This is a genomic window from Paucilactobacillus nenjiangensis (assembly GCF_005405445.1).
GTDB classification, from domain to species: Bacteria; Bacillota; Bacilli; order Lactobacillales; family Lactobacillaceae; genus Paucilactobacillus; species Paucilactobacillus nenjiangensis.
Window position 1 is genome coordinate 1 of sequence record NZ_BJEB01000041.1, and the last position, 19,485, is coordinate 19,485.

The window sequence follows — 19,485 nt, forward strand, 5'->3', positions numbered from 1 at the left end:
ATTAGCGGGAATTTTAACCAAAGCAACCGCTAATTTTTCACATAAACAATTATCAAATATAAAAAAAACAAAAAACCAACCAAAAATTCTATTAATTATAGAATTCTTGGTCGATTTTTCTATAGCTGGTTAGTTTTTTCCCAGCCACTCTTTTTGTGTTACTCGAATTTTATTGGTTGGCATCAGCTGAAACTGAGTTAGCTGCGGTTTGTGATTTTTCCTTCAGTGATGAAGCTTCAGATTGTGCTTGTTTCAAATCTTGATTGGCACTATCTTTAGCTGAATTTGCGCTATCTCGCTCTGAAGTAGCAGAAGAAGCCGTTGATTGGGCATCTGCTAATTGTTGTTTCAAAGTAGTCACTTGACTATTTAAGTCATCATACTTTTTTTGCAAATTATCAAATTCTGTTTGTTTGACTTGCACTTTGGCATTACCATCTGCAATGGCAGCTTGTGTTTCTTTAATTTTTTCTTGAATTTGTGCCTGTAAATTAGCTGTATCGTTATTATATTGAATTTGTAAGTTACTCAATTGTTGAGTTAGCTGTGTTACCTGTGCTTGTGCATTTGTCAGATCAGACTTTGCGTTAGCTAAATCAGATTTTGCTGTTTCTAATTTTGCTTTCTTCGTATTATACGCTGAAACAATTGTATCCAAGTTAGATGCGGTTTGCGCTAAGTCGTTATGACCTGCCCAAAAGGTATCTGCTGCACCTTTAATTGCAACTCCTCCAACAACTAAACTTGCTGAAGCTAATCCAGTGATAATTACTTTTTTGATGTTCATCTTTCTTACGTCCTTTATAATTTAATGTTCCCAATACTCAATATATCCATTATAACGAGTCCGAAAAGCGAAAAACAGGCTTGTTTAATGTATACGAAAATGCTTGGTATCACTAAACCCATCAATGTTTAATGGGGTCAATGATTATTTCATTAGTTTTTTAATTATAATATAATTACTTTCTTTTTAAAAAATCTTTATAAACAATCAAACCCCATTTTATGAGGATTTGTACACTTTTTTACGCAAATTCTACATTTTTGTTACGAATCCCATTAAATAGGTGTTTGTACAGTATTTTAGCAAAAAATTTAATAAACTACGTACTGAAAGTTTATTTAATTACAACGTAAATTGTGGAATATATTTATCGTACAATTAATGAACCATATACGTAAATTATGACTATTATTTTTTATAAAACATTTTAAAATTATTTTTATTTATTTTATAAATATTTGTAATTATGCCAAAAATGCACTTATTTTAAAGTGATTTTAATAATTTAACTATTTTTTATAAATTATTTTGAACGAAAAAGACAACCTTCTCAGGCTGCCTCTTAAGATATGAAATCGAATACTAAATGTTCAATAACCCAATGTTTTTGAATTCATTGATCTGATACTATAAACCTCCAAAAGCTTTGAAACAATTAGGAGCCTCGAACTCATTGATTTGATACTCTTCTAAAACTGCTGCAGCTGGTTTGGTTGCACGGTCTTCGGTCTCGAACTCATTGATTTGATACTCTTCTAAAACGTGTCAATCCAATCTAACATCTGTTGTTTTGGTCTCGAACTCATTGATTTGATACTCTTCTAAAACCGTCGGCGCCATTTTTTCCCGGAATACCTTGGTCTCGAACTCATTGATTTGATACTCTTCTAAAACACCAATTAATGCAGCATACTCTGCTTCTGTGGTCTCGAACTCATTGATTTGATACTCTTCTAAAACTTCATGATTGGAATAGTCATTTCGCCAGTGGGTCTCGAACTCATTGATTTGATACTCTTCTAAAACATGTTAGTGATCTCCTTTTAAAATACTTTTGGTCTCGAACTCATTGATTTGATACTCTTCTAAAACCGTATAATCCGCCTAAAAATCCGTATGACTGGTCTCGAACTCATTGATTTGATACTCTTCTAAAACCAGAAAAACCAGCTCCAACAGTATCTGGTGGGTCTCGAACTCATTGATTTGATACTCTTCTAAAACCATTGGGAAAGCCAGCCGCGTCCAATTGTGGGTCTCGAACTCATTGATTTGATACTCTTCTAAAACATCACAAGAAGAATAATCGGCGTGTAATTCGGTCTCGAACTCATTGATTTGATACTCTTCTAAAACAGTAAGAATTGATTGATTTGGACATATCCGGGTCTCGAACTCATTGATTTGATACTCTTCTAAAACAACGATTGGTCAGCTTGCGCGCCGACATCAGGTCTCGAACTCATTGATTTGATACTCTTCTAAAACATCTAAATGCAATACCAACTGGGTATCTTTGGTCTCGAACTCATTGATTTGATACTCTTCTAAAACAGTTGTTCTGCACTGATACCCATTGCAGTAGGTCTCGAACTCATTGATTTGATACTCTTCTAAAACCAAGAACCGACTAGATAGCCGCACATCAAGGGTCTCGAACTCATTGATTTGATACTCTTCTAAAACAGCAACGTCAGACATGGTTCAATCAGCATTGGTCTCGAACTCATTGATTTGATACTCTTCTAAAACCGGTATCACCTGCCATCGCAATAATTGAAGGGTCTCGAACTCATTGATTTGATACTCTTCTAAAACAAGTTGGCAAACCAAATTGAGCTACTTTATGGTCTCGAACTCATTGATTTGATACTCTTCTAAAACGTAAAGATTTTATTATTAGCAAACCGATTTGGTCTCGAACTCATTGATTTGATACTCTTCTAAAACGAACATCGTTGCCAATTCAGAAGGCAATGGGGTCTCGAACTCATTGATTTGATACTCTTCTAAAACACCCACCAAGTTTTGCAGGTCTCGAACTCATTGATTTGATACTCTTCTAAAACCACCAGATGTAAGTATGAGCATGCTTACCCGGTCTCGAACTCATTGATTTGATACTCTTCTAAAACTGAAACTTCAGGACCATAAGCAGTAACAATGGTCTCGAACTCATTGATTTGATACTCTTCTAAAACAATATTAGTCGGACTCAATCCGTCTTCAAAGGTCTCGAACTCATTGATTTGATACTCTTCTAAAACGCTCCGGCAAGTGGTGGGTTCGTCTTTTTGGGTCTCGAACTCATTGATTTGATACTCTTCTAAAACTAGCAATATACGTCATATTTGCATAAGCGAGGTCTCGAACTCATTGATTTGATACTCTTCTAAAACAGCGCTTGGGTTTGATCGTTTTAATCGATAGGTCTCGAACTCATTGATTTGATACTCTTCTAAAACTTTGAATCATCTCGTTTGACGTGTCGAAATGGTCTCGAACTCATTGATTTGATACTCTTCTAAAACGTCTAAAAATAAATTAACTTATTTATCAACGGTCTCGAACTCATTGATTTGATACTCTTCTAAAACAAAAGGTTCGTGATGAATTAAACGCTAAGAGGTCTCGAACTCATTGATTTGATACTCTTCTAAAACCGGCTTACAAGGTTCAGTAGAAAAGGCTCGGGTCTCGAACTCATTGATTTGATACTCTTCTAAAACATATACATTAGATGAGTGGCTGATGTTGTTGGTCTCGAACTCATTGATTTGATACTCTTCTAAAACCAATAATCGTTACTAGTTTTGTTAATGGCAGGTCTCGAACTCATTGATTTGATACTCTTCTAAAACGTGAGCTTGAATGGAGCTTATTGACAGCTTGGTCTCGAACTCATTGATTTGATACTCTTCTAAAACAGATCCCCTGTTTTCTTTACTCAATGATTTGGTCTCGAACTCATTGATTTGATACTCTTCTAAAACAAGATGCTCACTTTGATCCAATCGCACAAGGGTCTCGAACTCATTGATTTGATACTCTTCTAAAACTCAGTTTCTTTTGGCTCAAGTAAGGTGAAGGGTCTCGAACTCATTGATTTGATACTCTTCTAAAACGGTGTGTCATTAATTTCGTCATATAGTCGTGGTCTCGAACTCATTGATTTGATACTCTTCTAAAACCATCGTTCAGAGATTAAACCACCTTTGACGTGGTCTCGAACTCATTGATTTGATACTCTTCTAAAACATACAATCAAGAAGACTGCTACTGGCGCAGGGTCTCGAACTCATTGATTTGATACTCTTCTAAAACGAATGGAATACCAAACTTATCTTCAAACTTGGTCTCGAACTCATTGATTTGATACTCTTCTAAAACACAACGCGATTATGTATTTTAAAGGGTCGAGGTCTCGAACTCATTGATTTGATACTCTTCTAAAACAAAGCACTTATATTTAAGTAATTTTTCGTGGGTCTCGAACTCATTGATTTGATACTCTTCTAAAACAGGCTGTAATCGCATCGGATACCTGAGTAAGGTCTCGAACTCATTGATTTGATACTCTTCTAAAACTGACAATTTGCGCAAAGATGAGGCTGTTATGGCCTCGAACTCATTGATTTGATACTCTTCTAAAACCGAGATCTATGGCATTCAAGAATTAGTTGTGGTCTCGAACTCATTGATTTGATACTCTTCTAAAACTGGCGTTGGCTTCATGATGTCAACGACCGTGGTCTCGAACTCATTGATTTGATACTCTTCTAAAACACTACGAAGTTCAATATTCCAAAACAATTGGGTCTCGAACTCATTGATTTGATACTCTTCTAAAACATTGAGCATCAATTTTACCCATTAATACATGGTCTCGAACTCATTGATTTGATACTCTTCTAAAACTACTGTGCTAGTAAGTTATATTTCGATGGCGGTCTCGAACTCATTGATTTGATACTCTTCTAAAACAAAGATTATGTTTGATGCCGGTATGCCAGCGGTCTCGAACTCATTGATTTGATACTCTTCTAAAACACGCCTTGTTTTTGTTCTTGGATTTTAGCAGGTCTCGAACTCATTGATTTGATACTCTTCTAAAACCGAGTTGAAGCTGTATCAGTATCGGTTTGTGGTCTCGAACTCATTGATTTGATACTCTTCTAAAACCCTTCACGAATAAATTATTGTAAAAAGAAAGGGTCTCGAACTCATTGATTTGATACTCTTCTAAAACCACAATCCATAAGTTGCAAGACAAAGAAGGGGTCTCGAACTCATTGATTTGATACTCTTCTAAAACTTGCATGTTTTCAACTTCACGCTCACCACGGGTCTCGAACTCATTGATTTGATACTCTTCTAAAACTCTTCAGAATACGCCATTGCTATCACTCCTGGTCTCGAACTCATTGATTTGATACTCTTCTAAAACTAAACTTAAACAGGGCGCCAGCTTAACTGAGGTCTCGAACTCATTGATTTGATACTCTTCTAAAACAGGCGCGTCAGAACTAACCGATTTAGAAATGGTCTCGAACTCATTGATTTGATACTCTTCTAAAACCTATTGTCATGATTTTTTTGACCCTCATTAGGTCTCGAACTCATTGATTTGATACTCTTCTAAAACAGTCGGTTGTACCAAACACACCATTAACAGGGTCTCGAACTCATTGATTTGATACTCTTCTAAAACGATGAAACGAACCATAAGTTATATATCCATGGTCTCGAACTCATTGATTTGATACTCTTCTAAAACCGTCTGCTTATAATAATTCTTTCATTTTGATCAGTATCGCCAATCAACAAAATCATTATCAATGTAGTAGTAACGGCATTCATTATATCTTTCAGACCTCTGAATTTCTGAAAATTTAATGAGAAGAACATTCAAATCTAATGTCTTAACTAATTGAACTAAATCCACAAATTCAGATTCTCTCAAATAGTCAGATATGTTCATAAACCCAATAATTTTTGTTTCATTTAACTCACTTAAAGTTTTTAGAATTGTCTCAATTATAGCATATGGACCTAATGTCATCGTAGGACTGTATTCAATTTCTGAAAATTTTATTATCTTCATAATATCAATTTCGGCATTAACTTCCAGTGGTAAATCAATCATGTAAACTGTGTCTGACACAATACTTTTTATCTGTCTAGTTAAATCAATCAACTTTTGTTGTGTTTCATCTGGCATTATTTGGTACACCTGTTTGAGAATCTTAACTTGAAACAACTTGTTAAGATTTTCCACAAACATAGGATCACCAACCCAGTGCAATGCTTTAGTTGTCTCAACTAATTTATATTCGTCATCGCTAAACTGTAAATCATCTTGTAAATTTTTAAAATTCATTATTAATTTTTGATAGACATCAAAATTACCAGTTTCTAGAACTGTCATTTGGCCTGTGTTTATTTCAAATGGCTCAAATGGAGCATAAGTTAACTTCATAAAATCACCGTCCTATTTGAAGTGTTTCTAACATCATCTTTAAACTCACCTGTGATAAAATTCATATCGTTATACTGCTTTTCGGTAATCATCATTGATTGTATGATTCCATCATCAGGTGCAAATTCTGAAATACGCTTTTCCATATATCCTGCAGATTGTTTACTAACACAAACCCTTACATAAACAGAATATTGAATCATCAAAAAGCCTTCATTTATCAATGCTTTGCGAAACCTTCTGTAATCTTTTCTTTGTTCACTGGTTTGGACTGGTAAATCAAACATGACCATTAATCGCATTATTCGGTACCTCATCAAATATCTCCACCTTTACATCAACTTGTTCACTATTCCCACTTAGATAGTTCAAGCAATTCATTACATGCTTGGTTAAAGCATTACGTAAAATCGTTGTTTCGCCATTATATTTCATCTCAAAATTTAACAAATCTACCAAAGCAAACTTTATATCTGGCGTTAGTGCTTGAATTTTTTGATTAACCACCCAATAATCAATGACTGGTCTAAATGGTTCCATTAAGTCTGAGCCTAAATTAAAATCATTTTCCTCACTGTGATGATGAATTCCAAATTGGGTTAAATAACCGTTAACTACAATTTCCCGATTAACCGCAGATAATAAAATCGAATATCCATAATTTAAGGCCGCATTAATTGGATCAAACTCATGACGAGTAAAATTTTTGTCAAATAACAGGTTAAAATATTTTCTAGCCACTACTGCCTCACGATTACTAGCATCCCCAACCTCAATCTTTTCTAATTCATTATTCAGCTCTGTAAAGACATTACCAGTCAACTTACAGACTTGAATTTGCATATTAATTTTCGTAATCACAATTTTCGTCCAAAGTGATTCTTTCAATTCATTTTTCCAATTAAACTGATCCATTAATAATCCGACGTCCCTATTATTAGGATAATAGCCAATAGTTTCACAGCTTGGTTCACCTTTATCATTAGTAAAAATAATTTTTGCCCCTGCTTGTATTAATTTATTAATTGCCGCTGTTGTTATCACAACATTATTGGAAGCCAATAACAATACTTGAATATCATCAATGGGTATTTGACTGGTACCGTCTCGCGTTTGAACGACTAACTGCCGGCTAGAATACGACACCTTTCCATGTTGAGAAATAATGACACTCCTCCAACTCATAAAAACACTCCTTTAAAAAATATATTTTAGTGTTATACTTAATTGTGTTGACTGATACTCAACACATCGAATTCATTGATTTGATACTCTGAGTTAAAATCAAGCAAGGCGCAAGCCAAGTTTAATCTTTTGAGTCCCGTATAGGACCACTACATAAAGAGCGTTATTGATTGCAAAATCAATAACGCTCTATTTTGTTGCTTATAAATCTTTTAACGATATACTTCGTGCAAATAATCCAGTCGTAGATTCAAAATTAACAATCGCATTTTGTGTTAAAGTTATCCCATTAGGGCTTTGTAATTGGCCCAAGGGGGTCGTAATACCCAATATTTTCAAATCTGAAACTGCTGCATTGGCATGAAATCCAATTAATAGTCTTTCAAGTATTTCTCTTTTACCAAACGAGATGAGTTGATTATTTTTATACTCATTTTCATTAGTTAACTGCGCAAATTTGTTTTTCCCGTCAGTAATTTTTTCCCTAAATTTATTTGTATCGTACAAAGGAAGATATTTATTAATTTTAGTCACTATCTCTGAATATACATCCTCAAATTGGCTATCTGTACCGCCTCTTTCAAGTGCAATTATTGATTTTTTAGTCAAAAATAACTCACGTAAATTATGTTTATATGTTGAAGAACCCAACATGAACTGCTGTCCTCCATCAATAACCGGCTGACCATATAACACTTTTGGCAACACTAATTCAAACCATTCAACTTTACGAGTAACTTTGCCGGTTTTTTTACTAGTTTTTTCAGTGGTAAATTTGGTCTGAATATAATCGGTCAATTTCTCTATATCAATTTTTTTACCTTGTTGCACTGAATCAGCCACTCTAACAGGAATTCCCACAACTTTATAATAAACTTCGTCCTTCTTTTTCATCCTCACAATTGACATAAACGCATCTTTAGATCCTGAATATCCACCATACAATTCAGTTGGCTTATCATTCTTTTTACGAATTAACTGTTTCGCGCCTTTGTGTCCAAGTGATTTATCCAATTTTGCCGGATATAAAGTTTGATCATACATAGCACCTGTATTTGCATGAACTTCATGCGTAACCAAAACTTTCTTAAAATCATAAATTTTGTTCATGTTACTGATTAGTTGAACTTTGTCGGCAATTAATTCACCAGTATCTTTGTCCATTACTTTGTCCGAATATTTCAAATCTCTTAAAAAGTCAAAGTTAGCAAGTTTGCCAATATTGTCAGCTTTTTTAAATTCACCATAAACAAAGTAACGTTGTAGTTTTGGATATTTACGATACAAATAAGTACCCACAAAGGCAGACAAATAAGCATCAAATGCATGATGATAGTTATTTACATTACGATTCTTTGGAAAATCGAAGAATTCACGCATATCGTGAGTTAAATTGGCTTTCACGGAAACAATACTTGTATCTGTTCCAAGCTTTTCATTCAACGTTTGGGCAACCAGTTTAATAATTTGTCTAGTTTCTACCAACTGACGATTAATAAATCCCTCTGCCTTAAACTTATTGATATTATCTGGGTTCAAATTCAAACTATTGAATTTGCCCTTTGACAATAATCCTGATTCTTTCATTCTTTCCCAAGTTGGATACATTTTGTCTCTAAAGAAATTCCAAGGAACGTTGTCACCTTTTCGCAAGTTATCTTCATGATTAACAAGTACCTTATTATTAATGGAATCATCTTTAATAAATGACTGTGGCAAAATATGATCAACATCGTAGGCCGATAGATTATCAATATTAATTGACTGACCATTATAAACGTCAATCCCACCTTGCAAGAAATATAAGAACATTTTTTCTTTGTTTAATTCATTCTTCTTTGATTCAAGCTCACCACGAACGGTTTTCGATAAAATTTCATCGGTAACATTATTATAAATCTGACGAACTTGATTAATTCTTGGATTACTTCTACCCGCATTTGGTTGATCATCTCGCGCAAATTCAATAAATATTTTTTGAGGTGCATCGCCACCCATCGCGTTTTGAATATCTTGAACTACTAATAAGACCTGACGAATGGCCTTTTTGTTTTGTGGTGAAGTGTACATTTCATCTATCGCTTCGAGCATGTCCTTACTATTTCTTTGCTCATTAATTTCATTATTTTCGTCAAAAATAGCTTTTTTAAACTCTGGCCGATTAACAATCATCATAAAGTTGTCATTACCATCACGAAGAATATCAATAATCCGTTGACCATTTCCATCAATTAAACCAATTAGCATTTTTTTAGATAAACTACCCCAACCACGATATCTCTTTTTGGCTAATTCATTCCGTTGGTTATCACTTAACCAGTCAATTTCTGCTAATTTAGTTTTAAAAATTCCAGCGTCTTCAAAAATAGTTGACCATTCAATAATCTTTTCGATATCATCTCGATATTTCAAATCATCTAGTTGGTCTGGAATGATTTTATGGTAATCAAAATAAGTGGATAAGTTACTAAGTACTTTTTTCTCATCCGCTAAGCCTTCAATTGTGAGACCATCTTGTGGATAGCTCAATTGGCTAACTAAGAAATCGTGTAATTGTTTCTTAGACACACTGGCATGAATGGTAAATAATTTATCATGTAGTTGTTGCTTTTGTTCAGCAGTAAATCGTTGACCATTCACTCTCACATTATTTAATTCGTTATAAACTTCAAAGTCTTGGTATAACAAACTACATTTTGGTAAAACATCTTCGTTCAAAAGATACGTATCTTTGGTTGTCATCCGCTTAATAAAGTTTTCAGCAGATTGATTTTTATCAACTAAATCTTCAAAGTTCCAAGGTGTAATAGTTTCTGTAGAATCAGGATTTTTACGCACCATCCAAGCAAATCGAGTTTCATCTTTTTGCTGATTACTTGAGGTATCAACCATTGGGCCGACGTAATATGGCACACGGAAAGAAACCAGCTTATCAAGCTTATATTCCGTTCCAACTTTTTCACCCAACCAGTCATAATATTTTGACTGATTAGCAATAATTCGATCAAGTTCTTGTTGATGCAATTGATGAGGAATTGCACCATTTTCTTTTGAACGTTGTTTAGGCATAAACTGATCAACGTCAATCCGAGATTTAATCGCTTGCGCTTCAAAACCAGGTACTTTATTCAGTTCATCTTTGACAGCTTTGTAAAAATCTTCTTTGATGAATGGCTTACTATTAAATCCATGAATATACTTGTCATAAGCAGCTTCAAGTTTATCAGCAGATTTTTTATCAACTAACTTTTCAACTGCTTTTAATTGTTTTAGATCAGCTTTATGCTCTTCGTACTTTTCAATCATTGACTCAGATAATCCTTGGCCTTCAGGTACAACGCCAGCTAAAGTGACTGCTGAGTGAACTTCATTAATAATATCAACCACATTAATCGCAAAATCATCTAGTTGAGCAATAATTGTATCCAATGCGTCATCTGCGGTATCAGAATCCAATGAAAACTGCCAGACAGCGTCATCATCAGATTCGATATTGGTCACCAAATTGAAGCGTGCTTTTAAACCTAACACACCATTTAAAAATTGTTTGGCGACCCCAGCTTGGATTTTCTTAACTTCAACGTCTGCAGAAGGTTCATAGATTAACTTCGAAGCTTCCTGTTGCCGTTGGCTTCTTGAACGATTTGTATCTAATAATAGTTCCTTAATTTTGTCAGCATTGTCTATTTTAAAAGCAATATCGAGGTCTGGATAGACACTTTTAAAAGCTTCATTTATTTCATTAAATCGTCTCTTTAAATCCAATTTACCACTCTTAAATGAGCTCACAGGTGCACTGTTTAAAAAGTGACCGCGATACTTCACAATATGGTGGATTGCCAAATAAACTTCACGAATATCAAACTGGCGGTCTTCAGTCATTAAAGCTTGTCGTAAATGATAAATAGTTGGATATTTGTTGTAAAAATCTTGATCCGTGACGTTATCAAATAAAATACTGCCCGGATATTGTTTTTTTTCATCTTGTGGGACTAAATTTGATTGCTTTTGCCGAATAAAAAATGCTTCATCGACCGGTAATATATATGGTTCAAAGAAATCTTGTAACAGTCGTAAACGCCACTTGCGGCGGTTTAAGCGACGACGAGTAGTACGAAAACCGCGACGTTCAGCCGCTGTTTGGCCTTCGCTATAAATACGCGTTCCATACCCGTATTTCCCTTTGGCGTGCATCAGATTGTAATTATCATCTGTAATTGCCCATCCGATAGAACTCGTTCCAATGTCTAACCCGATATTATAGTTTTTCTTTGCCATAGTACCCTCCTAAGTAGATATATAATATCAGTATAATACATCTAGGTAGTGGGTGAAACGCTTTCATGTGAAACTGTACAAATAATATTTTTATGCGTATAAAAAGCGACATCAAATTACTTTGACATCGCCTTAAATCCAACTTCCGTGTTCTTTTTTAACAGTGAAATATACTTCATAACGTTTATTTTTAACATCAAATAATGGATCATTTTCAACGTGAATTAAATCCGTGGGATAATCTTGCAGCAATTTTGATAATTGAATCACCAAATCAGCGGTACTTTCGGGCATCGTTTTCGATGACCACATCACTCTTCCATTACCAGAAAATCTAAACATACCCATCACCTCTCCCAATTATTAAATTACCATTATAATCTCACATTAATTAATGAAATTAAAGGAAAAACCGTTTTATTTTCGTATTTAATCAATGTACAATGAATTCAAATATTAAGGAGTTAATCAATGGAACCTTATTTTAACAAAATGACCCCCGATGGTTACGCGGAAATTGAATCAGAAATTGAAAAATTAAAGTTCGACCGTCCTAGTAAAATCGAAGCACTGGCAGCTGCCCGTGCTCTAGGTGACTTATCAAAAAACGCTGAATACAGCTCCGCCAAACGTGATTTACGACGTTTAGAGGGCCGATTACGATTTTTGAATAAACAACTTCAGTATGCACAAATCGTTACCCCATCCGACAGCGATGTGGTATAAATTGGCAAGACCATCACAATCCAATTTTTAGATGACGAAGAGGAAGAAACCTATTTAGTGGTTGGTAAGCAGGAAGCTAACATCTCTGCCGGCAAACTTTCTTTCAATTCTCCATTAGGTGCGGCTGTGATGAATCATAAAGTTAACGATATCGTCAATATTTCATCCCCAGATTCAACCTACGCCGTCAAAATTATTCAGATTACCATTTAACATAACCAAATCAGGACCAAGTGAATTCATCCACCTGATCCTGATTTTTACATATTCAGCAAACTGCGCGCCGTAGTCTGATCAGTCACCAACACATTGGCATAATTGCCTTGCAAGGCTGCGTGCATTGGTAATAATTTAGCAGCCCCACCACCCACAAGAATGGCGTATTCTTTACGTTTTAAATCATCTAGTGAGATGGCTACCGTTCGATCATCCAATGTTTGATCAACAATCGTGCCGTTTGCATCGACAAAGTGTGACAAGACATCCCCAACTGAATTTTTCTGTAAATAAGTGGCTAAATTCTTATCTAAGTAACCCAATCTAAACAGCATTGAATTCATTTGTGTATTGCCAACGGTGAAGAGGGCGATATTGGACTCTGTGCCTTCTCGGGTCACTGTTTGCACAAATTTATCGTTCATCACAATTTTTTTGGCCTCCACAGTGTCAAAAACCACCGGCACCGGAAGTAATCGGGCTTGCGTGTGAAATGCCTGGCTAAAATTATTCATGGTGTCAGCTGTATAGTTATTTTCCTTAGCCGTCGAGACACTACCTTTTAACTGCACCAATCGCACATTGACGGAATGGGTTTCTTTCAAATGCCGTGAGACTGCTTGCATCGTCAGGCCCCAGCTAATGCCAATCGTGTCATCGTCATGGACGATTTCATCTAAATAATTGGCGGTCACTTTTCCGAGTGCATCTAGAATTGCCTCTGGATTATCATTCGTTTGGGTCGCAATAACAACTTGATTCAAATGATATTTTTGGATAAGTTGGCGTTTTAATGCATCTACATCTTGAAAGGGATCATTAATTTTAATATCGACAATCCCTGTTTCGCGTGCTTGCGTCAGCGCTCGTGATATTGTGGGGCGTGACACTTTGAGCTGCTTTGAGATTTCTAACTGACTCAAATTATCTAAATAATACAGACGGCTGATATTCAATATTTGTTCAGTCGTTTTTTTGCGTCGTTCCGAATTCATCCTAAGGACCCCCTTTAAGTCACCGTAATTCCAATCATCACGGACTTAATCAATAAATATAATGTAAAATAAATGGTCCACTATTGCAAATATTTTACATAGTTCCAAATTGTATTTGCACATATGTACACTATATGATATTATTCTGATTGTAAACGGTTCCATCACTATTCTGGGAGGATAACGGTGGTTACTTGCAGCTACTTGGCTCAACTGGTGCGCACCAGACGCTTACATACTTTGAGAGATTGATAATTGAAATTCCCCGAACGAACTTGTTCAGCAGAAAGTAGGAGATTTCATTATGAACGATACACAGTCAAATTCAAAACACGGCTTTTATCTATTCAAGTTACATGCGAAAGAACTCGATTCTGGTTATGTCGACCGAACACCAATGTTCCAATATATTTTGCTATCCTTGATGTTTCCCTTATGGGGAGCAGCGGCCAGCCTCAATGATATTTTAATTACCCAGTTTAAAACTGTCTTTACCTTATCAAACGTGGCGAGTGCCTTTGTCCAAACCGCCTTTTACTTGGGTTATTTTTTAATTGCGATTCCAGCCTCACTCATTATCAAGAAGACATCCTATAAATTAGCTATCATGATTGGATTATCACTTTATACGATTGGATGTTTCTTATTCTTCCCCGCCTCAAATATGGGCACTTATGGCTTTTTCTTAGTAGCACTCTTTGCATTAGCCTGTGGTCTGAGCTTCCTGGAAACTGCTTCTAACACTTATAGCTCATTAATTGGCCCCGAAAAATATTCAGTATTGCGATTAAACATCTCGCAAACTTTCTATCCTATCGGCGCGATTGGTGGGATTTTACTTGGTAAGTATTTAATTTTCGGTAGTGGCGCCAACTTGGAAACTCAAATGGCTGGACTTAAAGGTCAGGCACGAATTGAGTTTGGTGAACGCATGCTGCAGCACACGCTGTTACCGTACAAATACATTATTGTGGTACTTCTGTGTGCTCTCGTAATTTTCGGCCTCACACAATTTCCAAGTGGTAAACCTAAAAAACAAGACAACGAAACTGACGACACCGCTAAAATCAGTGAAACACTGACTTACTTGATTCATAACTCCAAATTTAAACAAGGTATTTTTGCAGAATTCATGTATGTCGGCATGCAAACCGCCGTTTGGTCATTTACAATTCGGCTGGCGATGGAACTCAATCACACCATCAATGAACGAAGTGCCTCAACTTTTATGATTTTTAGTTATGCCGCTTTCTTTATCGGCAAAGTGGTCGCGAACTTTATGATCAAGTCCATGCATCCTTCAAGAGTCTTACAAATTTTCTCAGTACTTGGCTTTGCTTGCTTAATCTATATTGTATTTGTTCATAATATGACTGCCGTTTATATGGCCATCGTCGTGAGTGGTTTATTTGGGCCTTGTTGGGCTACCATTTACTCGCAAACTTTAGCGACCGTCACTGATCGCCGACATACCGAAACGGCCGGTGCCATTATTGTCATGTCGATTATTGGTGGGGCCTTTATCCCTGTTGCCCAAGGTTACGTGGCCGATATTTCCAACATGTCTGTCTCATTTTCAGTGAATGCCGTTTGTTTCTTAGTGGTCTTCATTTATGCCATTAGCAAATTGCGAGAAAGTAAAAATAATCCTACACAAAATGATCCTCAGGAGGTTATCAGTGATGAAAACAATTAATTTAAGTCATCAAATGTTTAGCGAAAAGGAATATGTCTTATACGAAGATGATAATTTCAACTTATCAACGTTTGTCTATCCTTCCGGGATTGAAGCTGTGCAAGTCAACAACTCCCGTGGGCACCTAACTATTCTGCCATTTTCCGGCATGATTATCTGGGATGCAATCTTCGATCACGTTTCGTTAAAAATGAAGGACATGTTTTCTCAGCCTTTACCTGGCGATGGAATTGCTGACACGTATGGTTGTTTCCAATTCACTTCTGGCTTATTAGCAAATGGTACTCCTGGTCCAGAAGATGATTATCAGTTACATGGCGAATTTCCAACTTCACAAATGGATTATTCATGCATTGAAATTGCCGATGAAACGCTCACGGTTAAGAGTGGCTTCGAATATGTCAAAGGTTTTGGCTATCATTATTTAGCTGAACCAAGTGTCACTATGCATAAAGCCAGTGGCCTGTTTGACATCGAACTCAAAGTGACTAATCTTTCAAATTATCAAGAAATGCCGCTCCAATACATGTGCCATATGAACTATGCCTATGTCGAAAACGCGGAAATCAGTTCGAATGTCCCTGATGAAGCCTTTAAGCTCCGGCAAACAGTCCCTGGTCATGTACACCCAACCCCTGAGTGGACGCAATACAATAACGACTTGAAGGCATCCGGTAAAATTATTAATCAGTTAGACGATAAAAATCACTATGATCCAGAAATCGTCTTCTTCTCATCGGATTTAACTAAATTCACTGAAACCGCGAAATTCAGAATGGCGATTAACAATCGGCAAAACTTCTTAACTAAATTCGCAACGGACCAATTTCCAATTGTCACTCGCTGGATTTTGTATAATCCAGATCAGCAAGTCGGTGCGTTCGCCTTACCGGGCACGAGTCGTCCTGAAGGTTACACGGCTGCTCAAAAAGCCGGTACTTTAATTCATTTGAAACCGCAAGAAGTTAAACAATTCAAAGTGACGACGGGATTAGAAAATTAGGAGGATATCATGATAAAAAGTGACGTATTAATCATTGGCTCAAATATGATGGATTTAATTACTTATATCGACCGCATGCCGATTGAAGGTGAAACCGTCGAGGCACCAGATTTTGAAATGGGTTTCGGCGGTAAAGGGGCTAACCAAGCAGTTGCCGCGGCACGCTTAGGCTCACGTGTGAGTATGATTACTAAAGTCGGTAATGATGCATTTGGACAACAACAGTTGACTAATTTCAAAGATAACAAAATTGACGTTTCCGGTGTGGGCATCGGTACCAAAAGTAGTGGCGTTGCGCCAATTTTTGTCAGCAAATCATCCAATAACAGTATCATCATAATTAAAGGAGCCAACAATGAACTGACTCCTGACGATTTGCAAGCCAATATCGAAATTATTAAAAATGCTAAAATTATCGTTTTAGAAAATGAAATCCCACTAGAAACCAATTACGCAGCCATTGATTTGGCGCAAGAATTCGGCATTCCAATTTTGTTAAATCCAGCCCCTGCACGAAAAGACTTGGATTTAGAATACGTTAAAAAGGTCGATTATTTTGCCCCAAACGAAACCGAACTAGCAACTTTGACGGGTTTACCAGCTAGCAATCTCGATGAAATTAAAGTGGCCGCTCATGACATGGTTTCATTAGGCGTTAAGCACATGATTGTCACGCTAGGCTCACGCGGAGTGTTATCCGTGACTGATCAAGACGAACAACTCATTAATGCCTTGAAAGTTGATGCGGTAGATACCACTGGTGCTGGCGACTCAATTATTGGCGCCTTTGCCCATTATCTGGCAGAAGGAAAAAATGAGTTAGACGCCTTAAACTTAGCCAATCAATACGCAGCGATGACGGTCACCCGTCGGGGCACACAAAAATCCTATCCCACTAAAGCCGAAGTTGAAGCACACTACCAACATTAGTGTCGACAAAAAAATGAAACAAGCAAATTTTGCCTGTTTCATTTTTATTTTATCTGCGTTCAGTCATTTCCAACCTAAGTTGCAGCATCATTTTTATAATTGCTTAATCTCTTATTTAATAATCGTAATGTTCTTATAACTCACAACCATCTTTGAATGGTATTCATCTTTAATTGCGCGTGATAAATCTTCGTTTTCAGCAAAATCTACCAAACAAGAGTTAGTATACTTTCTTTTGATAGTTGCCAAAGCAGGTTCTTTCACCGCTTCACTAGTGAATTTAACTTGTTGTTCTAAATCAAATTGTGCATTCACTTCGTTTTCTTCATATAAAGACAAGCGACTTGATTTGTCAGTCGTTTTAGTTTCTGCCATTAATCATACCTCCATTTATTCTGTAAAAGTTAACTAGAATATTATACAGCAAATTACGTATTTACGCTAATTGGATTGTAAATTATGGATAGTTTATCATTTCACAGGTAATTGTTCATAATATCTGCCACAAAAATAGCCAACCAATACTATCTCCCAGTTGGCTGTGGCGCATCAATTCAATTTTAACCTAGATATTTGTAAGCTTGTTTCCCAGCTTGACGACCAAAAATGACTGTTTCAGCAATCGAATTGCCACCAATCCGATTATGTCCGTGCAAACCACCAGCAATTTCGCCGGCTGCAAAGAGTCCACGAATGACTTGGCCTTCTGTATTCAAAACTTGAGCTTTGTCGTTAATAGCCACGCCACCCATGGTGTAATGAACGGCTGGTGAAATATGAACTGCATAATATGGGGCGTTTTTCAGTTCATGATGCATCCCCGTTGAACGCTTATACTTACTGTCGCCCTTGCTATTGACCGCCACGTTCCATTCAGTCCGTGTCCATTCCAATAAATTAGCGGGCACACCAATTTCTTTGGCTAAGACACTAATCGTTGCTCCATGCTTAACTAATCCGATACTGTCATAAAACTTCATCGCGGGTACGCGGTCATAAACGGCTTGATCTAAAATCAAATAAGCACTTTTTTCTGGCAATTCATCAATGGCGGCGGTCACCTTATCACGAGTTGCTAATTCATTTGTGAACCGTTCGCCACGACTATTAACAAGGATTGCACCTTCGCCTCGGACTGCTTCACCAATCAAATATGCATGATCAGTATCTTGTTGGACAGTTGGATGCACTTGAATTTGATCCATGTCCGTCAGCAAAGCACCGGCTTTTTCCGCTAATGCAATCCCATCACCAGTGGCACCCTCGTGGTTAGTCGTCCGGTAATTGGCTAAATCAGGACGAACTTTGCTAATCATTTCAGCATTCGCACCAAATCCACCAGTTGCTAAAATCACTGCAGCGGCTTCGATTTGAACGGCATTGCCATTGACAGTGGCTTTAACTCCTGTAATCGTGCCATCATTATCTTGGAGCAATTCGGTTACTTCTGCGTCTTCAAAAACAGGCACTTTCGCTTTATCAATTTGTTTGAGGAGTTCGGTCACTAAGTAGCCCCCCACTGGTGCTCCATCGTGAGGACGGTGAGTCCGCGGACGAGTCATACCACCAACTAGAGTTAAATCATCTAAATTAATGTTATGTTGTGCCAACCAGTTAATGGCTAAGGCACTGTGCGTGACGAAATATTTCAACAGCACTTCATTATTGGCACGACCACCACCGTCATAGGTTTCATCATAGAAAGCTTGCATGTCATCAATAACTTTGTGGTTAACTTGTACTTCAGTTTCAGAGGCATTCATCCCAGAAGAAGCACGCGTGGTATTGCCACCTAATTTGCTCATTTTCTCTAAAATGACTGGTTTGAGTCCGAGTTCTTCGGCCTGCAAGGCACTGGTTAAGCCAGCACCCCCTGATCCAATCACGATTAAATCGTATTTCTCTTGTAATTTTGAAGCATCGGTTGGTTTAAATGTATATTTTGCCAATTTTCTTACCCGCTTTCATCAATTATATTTTGGTGCTGATTTCATACGATAACTCTCTTATGCCTTGATTCTCTGTACAGTTTCTCTTTGTTGCCTTTACTTTAGCACTTATTTCACAAATTATTAAGTGATTCCATTTAATCCCATTAATTATTTAAGCAGTACGTGAACTACTCCGGGAATAAATTCCCGGGCTTCTAGGAACACCGCATACTTGCCTATCACTCTTTGAATGATACGT

At 36.7% G+C, this 19,485-nt stretch carries 12 protein-coding genes, 1 pseudogene and 1 CRISPR repeat array; of the genes and pseudogenes, 4 read left to right on the forward strand and 9 right to left on the reverse strand.

Annotated features, from left to right (window positions below; genetic code table 11):
- Positions 1–169: 169 nt before the first annotated feature.
- The 6 genes from FFM59_RS06790 to FFM59_RS06815 form a co-directional block, all read right to left on the reverse strand.
- Positions 170–787, reverse strand: coding sequence for a hypothetical protein (locus FFM59_RS06790; RefSeq protein WP_137602296.1), 618 nt, complete (start codon positions 785–787; stop codon positions 170–172).
- A gap of 660 nt (positions 788–1,447) precedes the next feature.
- Positions 1,448–5,564: direct repeats of the CRISPR family, unit length 36 nt; unit sequence GGTCTCGAACTCATTGATTTGATACTCTTCTAAAAC.
- A 30-nt stretch (positions 5,565–5,594) separates the two neighbouring features.
- Positions 5,595–6,266 carry a type II-A CRISPR-associated protein Csn2 gene (csn2, locus tag FFM59_RS06795; protein WP_137602297.1) on the reverse strand — a complete coding sequence of 224 codons (672 nt, stop codon included), beginning with the start codon at positions 6,264–6,266 and terminating at the stop codon, positions 5,595–5,597.
- Positions 6,263–6,568 carry a CRISPR-associated endonuclease Cas2 gene (gene cas2 / locus FFM59_RS06800; protein WP_174795646.1) on the reverse strand — a complete coding sequence of 102 codons (306 nt, stop codon included), beginning with the start codon at positions 6,566–6,568 and terminating at the stop codon, positions 6,263–6,265. Before cas2 ends, csn2 begins: the two co-directional genes overlap by 4 nt.
- Entirely contained in the window at positions 6,546–7,451 is a 906-nt protein-coding gene (cas1, locus tag FFM59_RS06805) for a type II CRISPR-associated endonuclease Cas1 (RefSeq protein ID WP_137602298.1), read from the reverse strand. Before cas1 ends, cas2 begins: the two co-directional genes overlap by 23 nt.
- A 201-nt stretch (positions 7,452–7,652) precedes the next feature.
- Entirely contained in the window at positions 7,653–11,729 is a 4,077-nt protein-coding gene (cas9, locus tag FFM59_RS06810) for a type II CRISPR RNA-guided endonuclease Cas9 (RefSeq protein ID WP_137602299.1), read from the reverse strand.
- Between the two features lie 132 nt (positions 11,730–11,861).
- On the reverse strand, positions 11,862–12,071 hold the full coding sequence (locus tag FFM59_RS06815) for a hypothetical protein (RefSeq protein WP_137602300.1): 210 nt from the start codon (positions 12,069–12,071) through the stop codon (positions 11,862–11,864).
- Between the two features lie 129 nt (positions 12,072–12,200).
- On the opposite strand from FFM59_RS06815, the pseudogene greA reads away from it, so the two are divergent.
- Positions 12,201–12,668, forward strand: a pseudogene (greA, locus tag FFM59_RS06820) (transcription elongation factor GreA).
- 47 nt (positions 12,669–12,715) lie between these two features.
- On the opposite strand, the gene FFM59_RS06825 reads toward greA, so the two are convergent.
- Entirely contained in the window at positions 12,716–13,666 is a 951-nt protein-coding gene (locus FFM59_RS06825) for a sugar-binding transcriptional regulator (protein ID WP_137602301.1), read from the reverse strand.
- Between the two features lie 304 nt (positions 13,667–13,970).
- On the opposite strand from FFM59_RS06825, the gene fucP reads away from it, so the two are divergent.
- From fucP to rbsK, 3 genes are read left to right on the forward strand one after another with little or no spacing between them, the layout of a single operon-like run.
- Positions 13,971–15,362: an L-fucose:H+ symporter permease gene (gene fucP, locus FFM59_RS06830; RefSeq protein ID WP_137602302.1), complete on the forward strand. Its 1,392-nt coding sequence runs from the start codon at positions 13,971–13,973 to the stop codon at positions 15,360–15,362.
- Entirely contained in the window at positions 15,349–16,365 is a 1,017-nt protein-coding gene (locus tag FFM59_RS06835; RefSeq protein ID WP_137602303.1) for an aldose 1-epimerase family protein, read from the forward strand. The genes fucP and FFM59_RS06835 overlap by 14 nt, the downstream gene beginning before the upstream one ends.
- 9 nt (positions 16,366–16,374) lie before the next feature.
- Positions 16,375–17,295, forward strand: a complete 921-nt coding sequence (gene rbsK / locus FFM59_RS06840) for a ribokinase (RefSeq protein ID WP_137602304.1) — start codon at positions 16,375–16,377, stop codon at positions 17,293–17,295.
- Between the two features lie 111 nt (positions 17,296–17,406).
- On the opposite strand, the gene FFM59_RS06845 is transcribed toward rbsK, so the two are convergent.
- Positions 17,407–17,670, reverse strand: a complete 264-nt coding sequence (locus FFM59_RS06845) for a hypothetical protein (RefSeq protein WP_137602305.1) — start codon at positions 17,668–17,670, stop codon at positions 17,407–17,409.
- 185 nt (positions 17,671–17,855) lie between these two features.
- A complete protein-coding gene (locus FFM59_RS06850; RefSeq protein WP_137602306.1) occupies positions 17,856–19,244 on the reverse strand; it encodes a flavocytochrome c in 1,389 nt (462 codons plus the stop codon).
- Positions 19,245–19,485: the final 241 nt, after the last annotated feature.

Excerpts from the sequence above, each read along its gene's own strand:
- FFM59_RS06790 (WP_137602296.1), bottom strand. The coding sequence starts at position 787 with ATGAACATCAAAAAAGTAATTATCACTGGATTAGCTTCAGCAAGTTTA.
- csn2 (WP_137602297.1), bottom strand. The coding sequence starts at position 6,266 with ATGAAGTTAACTTATGCTCCATTTGAGCCATTTGAAATAAACACAGGC.
- cas2 (WP_174795646.1), bottom strand. The coding sequence starts at position 6,568 with ATGCGATTAATGGTCATGTTTGATTTACCAGTCCAAACCAGTGAACAA.
- cas1 (WP_137602298.1), bottom strand. The coding sequence starts at position 7,451 with ATGAGTTGGAGGAGTGTCATTATTTCTCAACATGGAAAGGTGTCGTAT.
- cas9 (WP_137602299.1), bottom strand. The coding sequence starts at position 11,729 with ATGGCAAAGAAAAACTATAATATCGGGTTAGACATTGGAACGAGTTCT.
- FFM59_RS06815 (WP_137602300.1), bottom strand. The coding sequence starts at position 12,071 with ATGTTTAGATTTTCTGGTAATGGAAGAGTGATGTGGTCATCGAAAACG.
- FFM59_RS06825 (WP_137602301.1), bottom strand. The coding sequence starts at position 13,666 with ATGAATTCGGAACGACGCAAAAAAACGACTGAACAAATATTGAATATC.
- fucP (WP_137602302.1), top strand. The coding sequence starts at position 13,971 with ATGAACGATACACAGTCAAATTCAAAACACGGCTTTTATCTATTCAAG.
- FFM59_RS06835 (WP_137602303.1), top strand. The coding sequence starts at position 15,349 with ATGAAAACAATTAATTTAAGTCATCAAATGTTTAGCGAAAAGGAATAT.
- rbsK (WP_137602304.1), top strand. The coding sequence starts at position 16,375 with ATGATAAAAAGTGACGTATTAATCATTGGCTCAAATATGATGGATTTA.
- FFM59_RS06845 (WP_137602305.1), bottom strand. The coding sequence starts at position 17,670 with ATGGCAGAAACTAAAACGACTGACAAATCAAGTCGCTTGTCTTTATAT.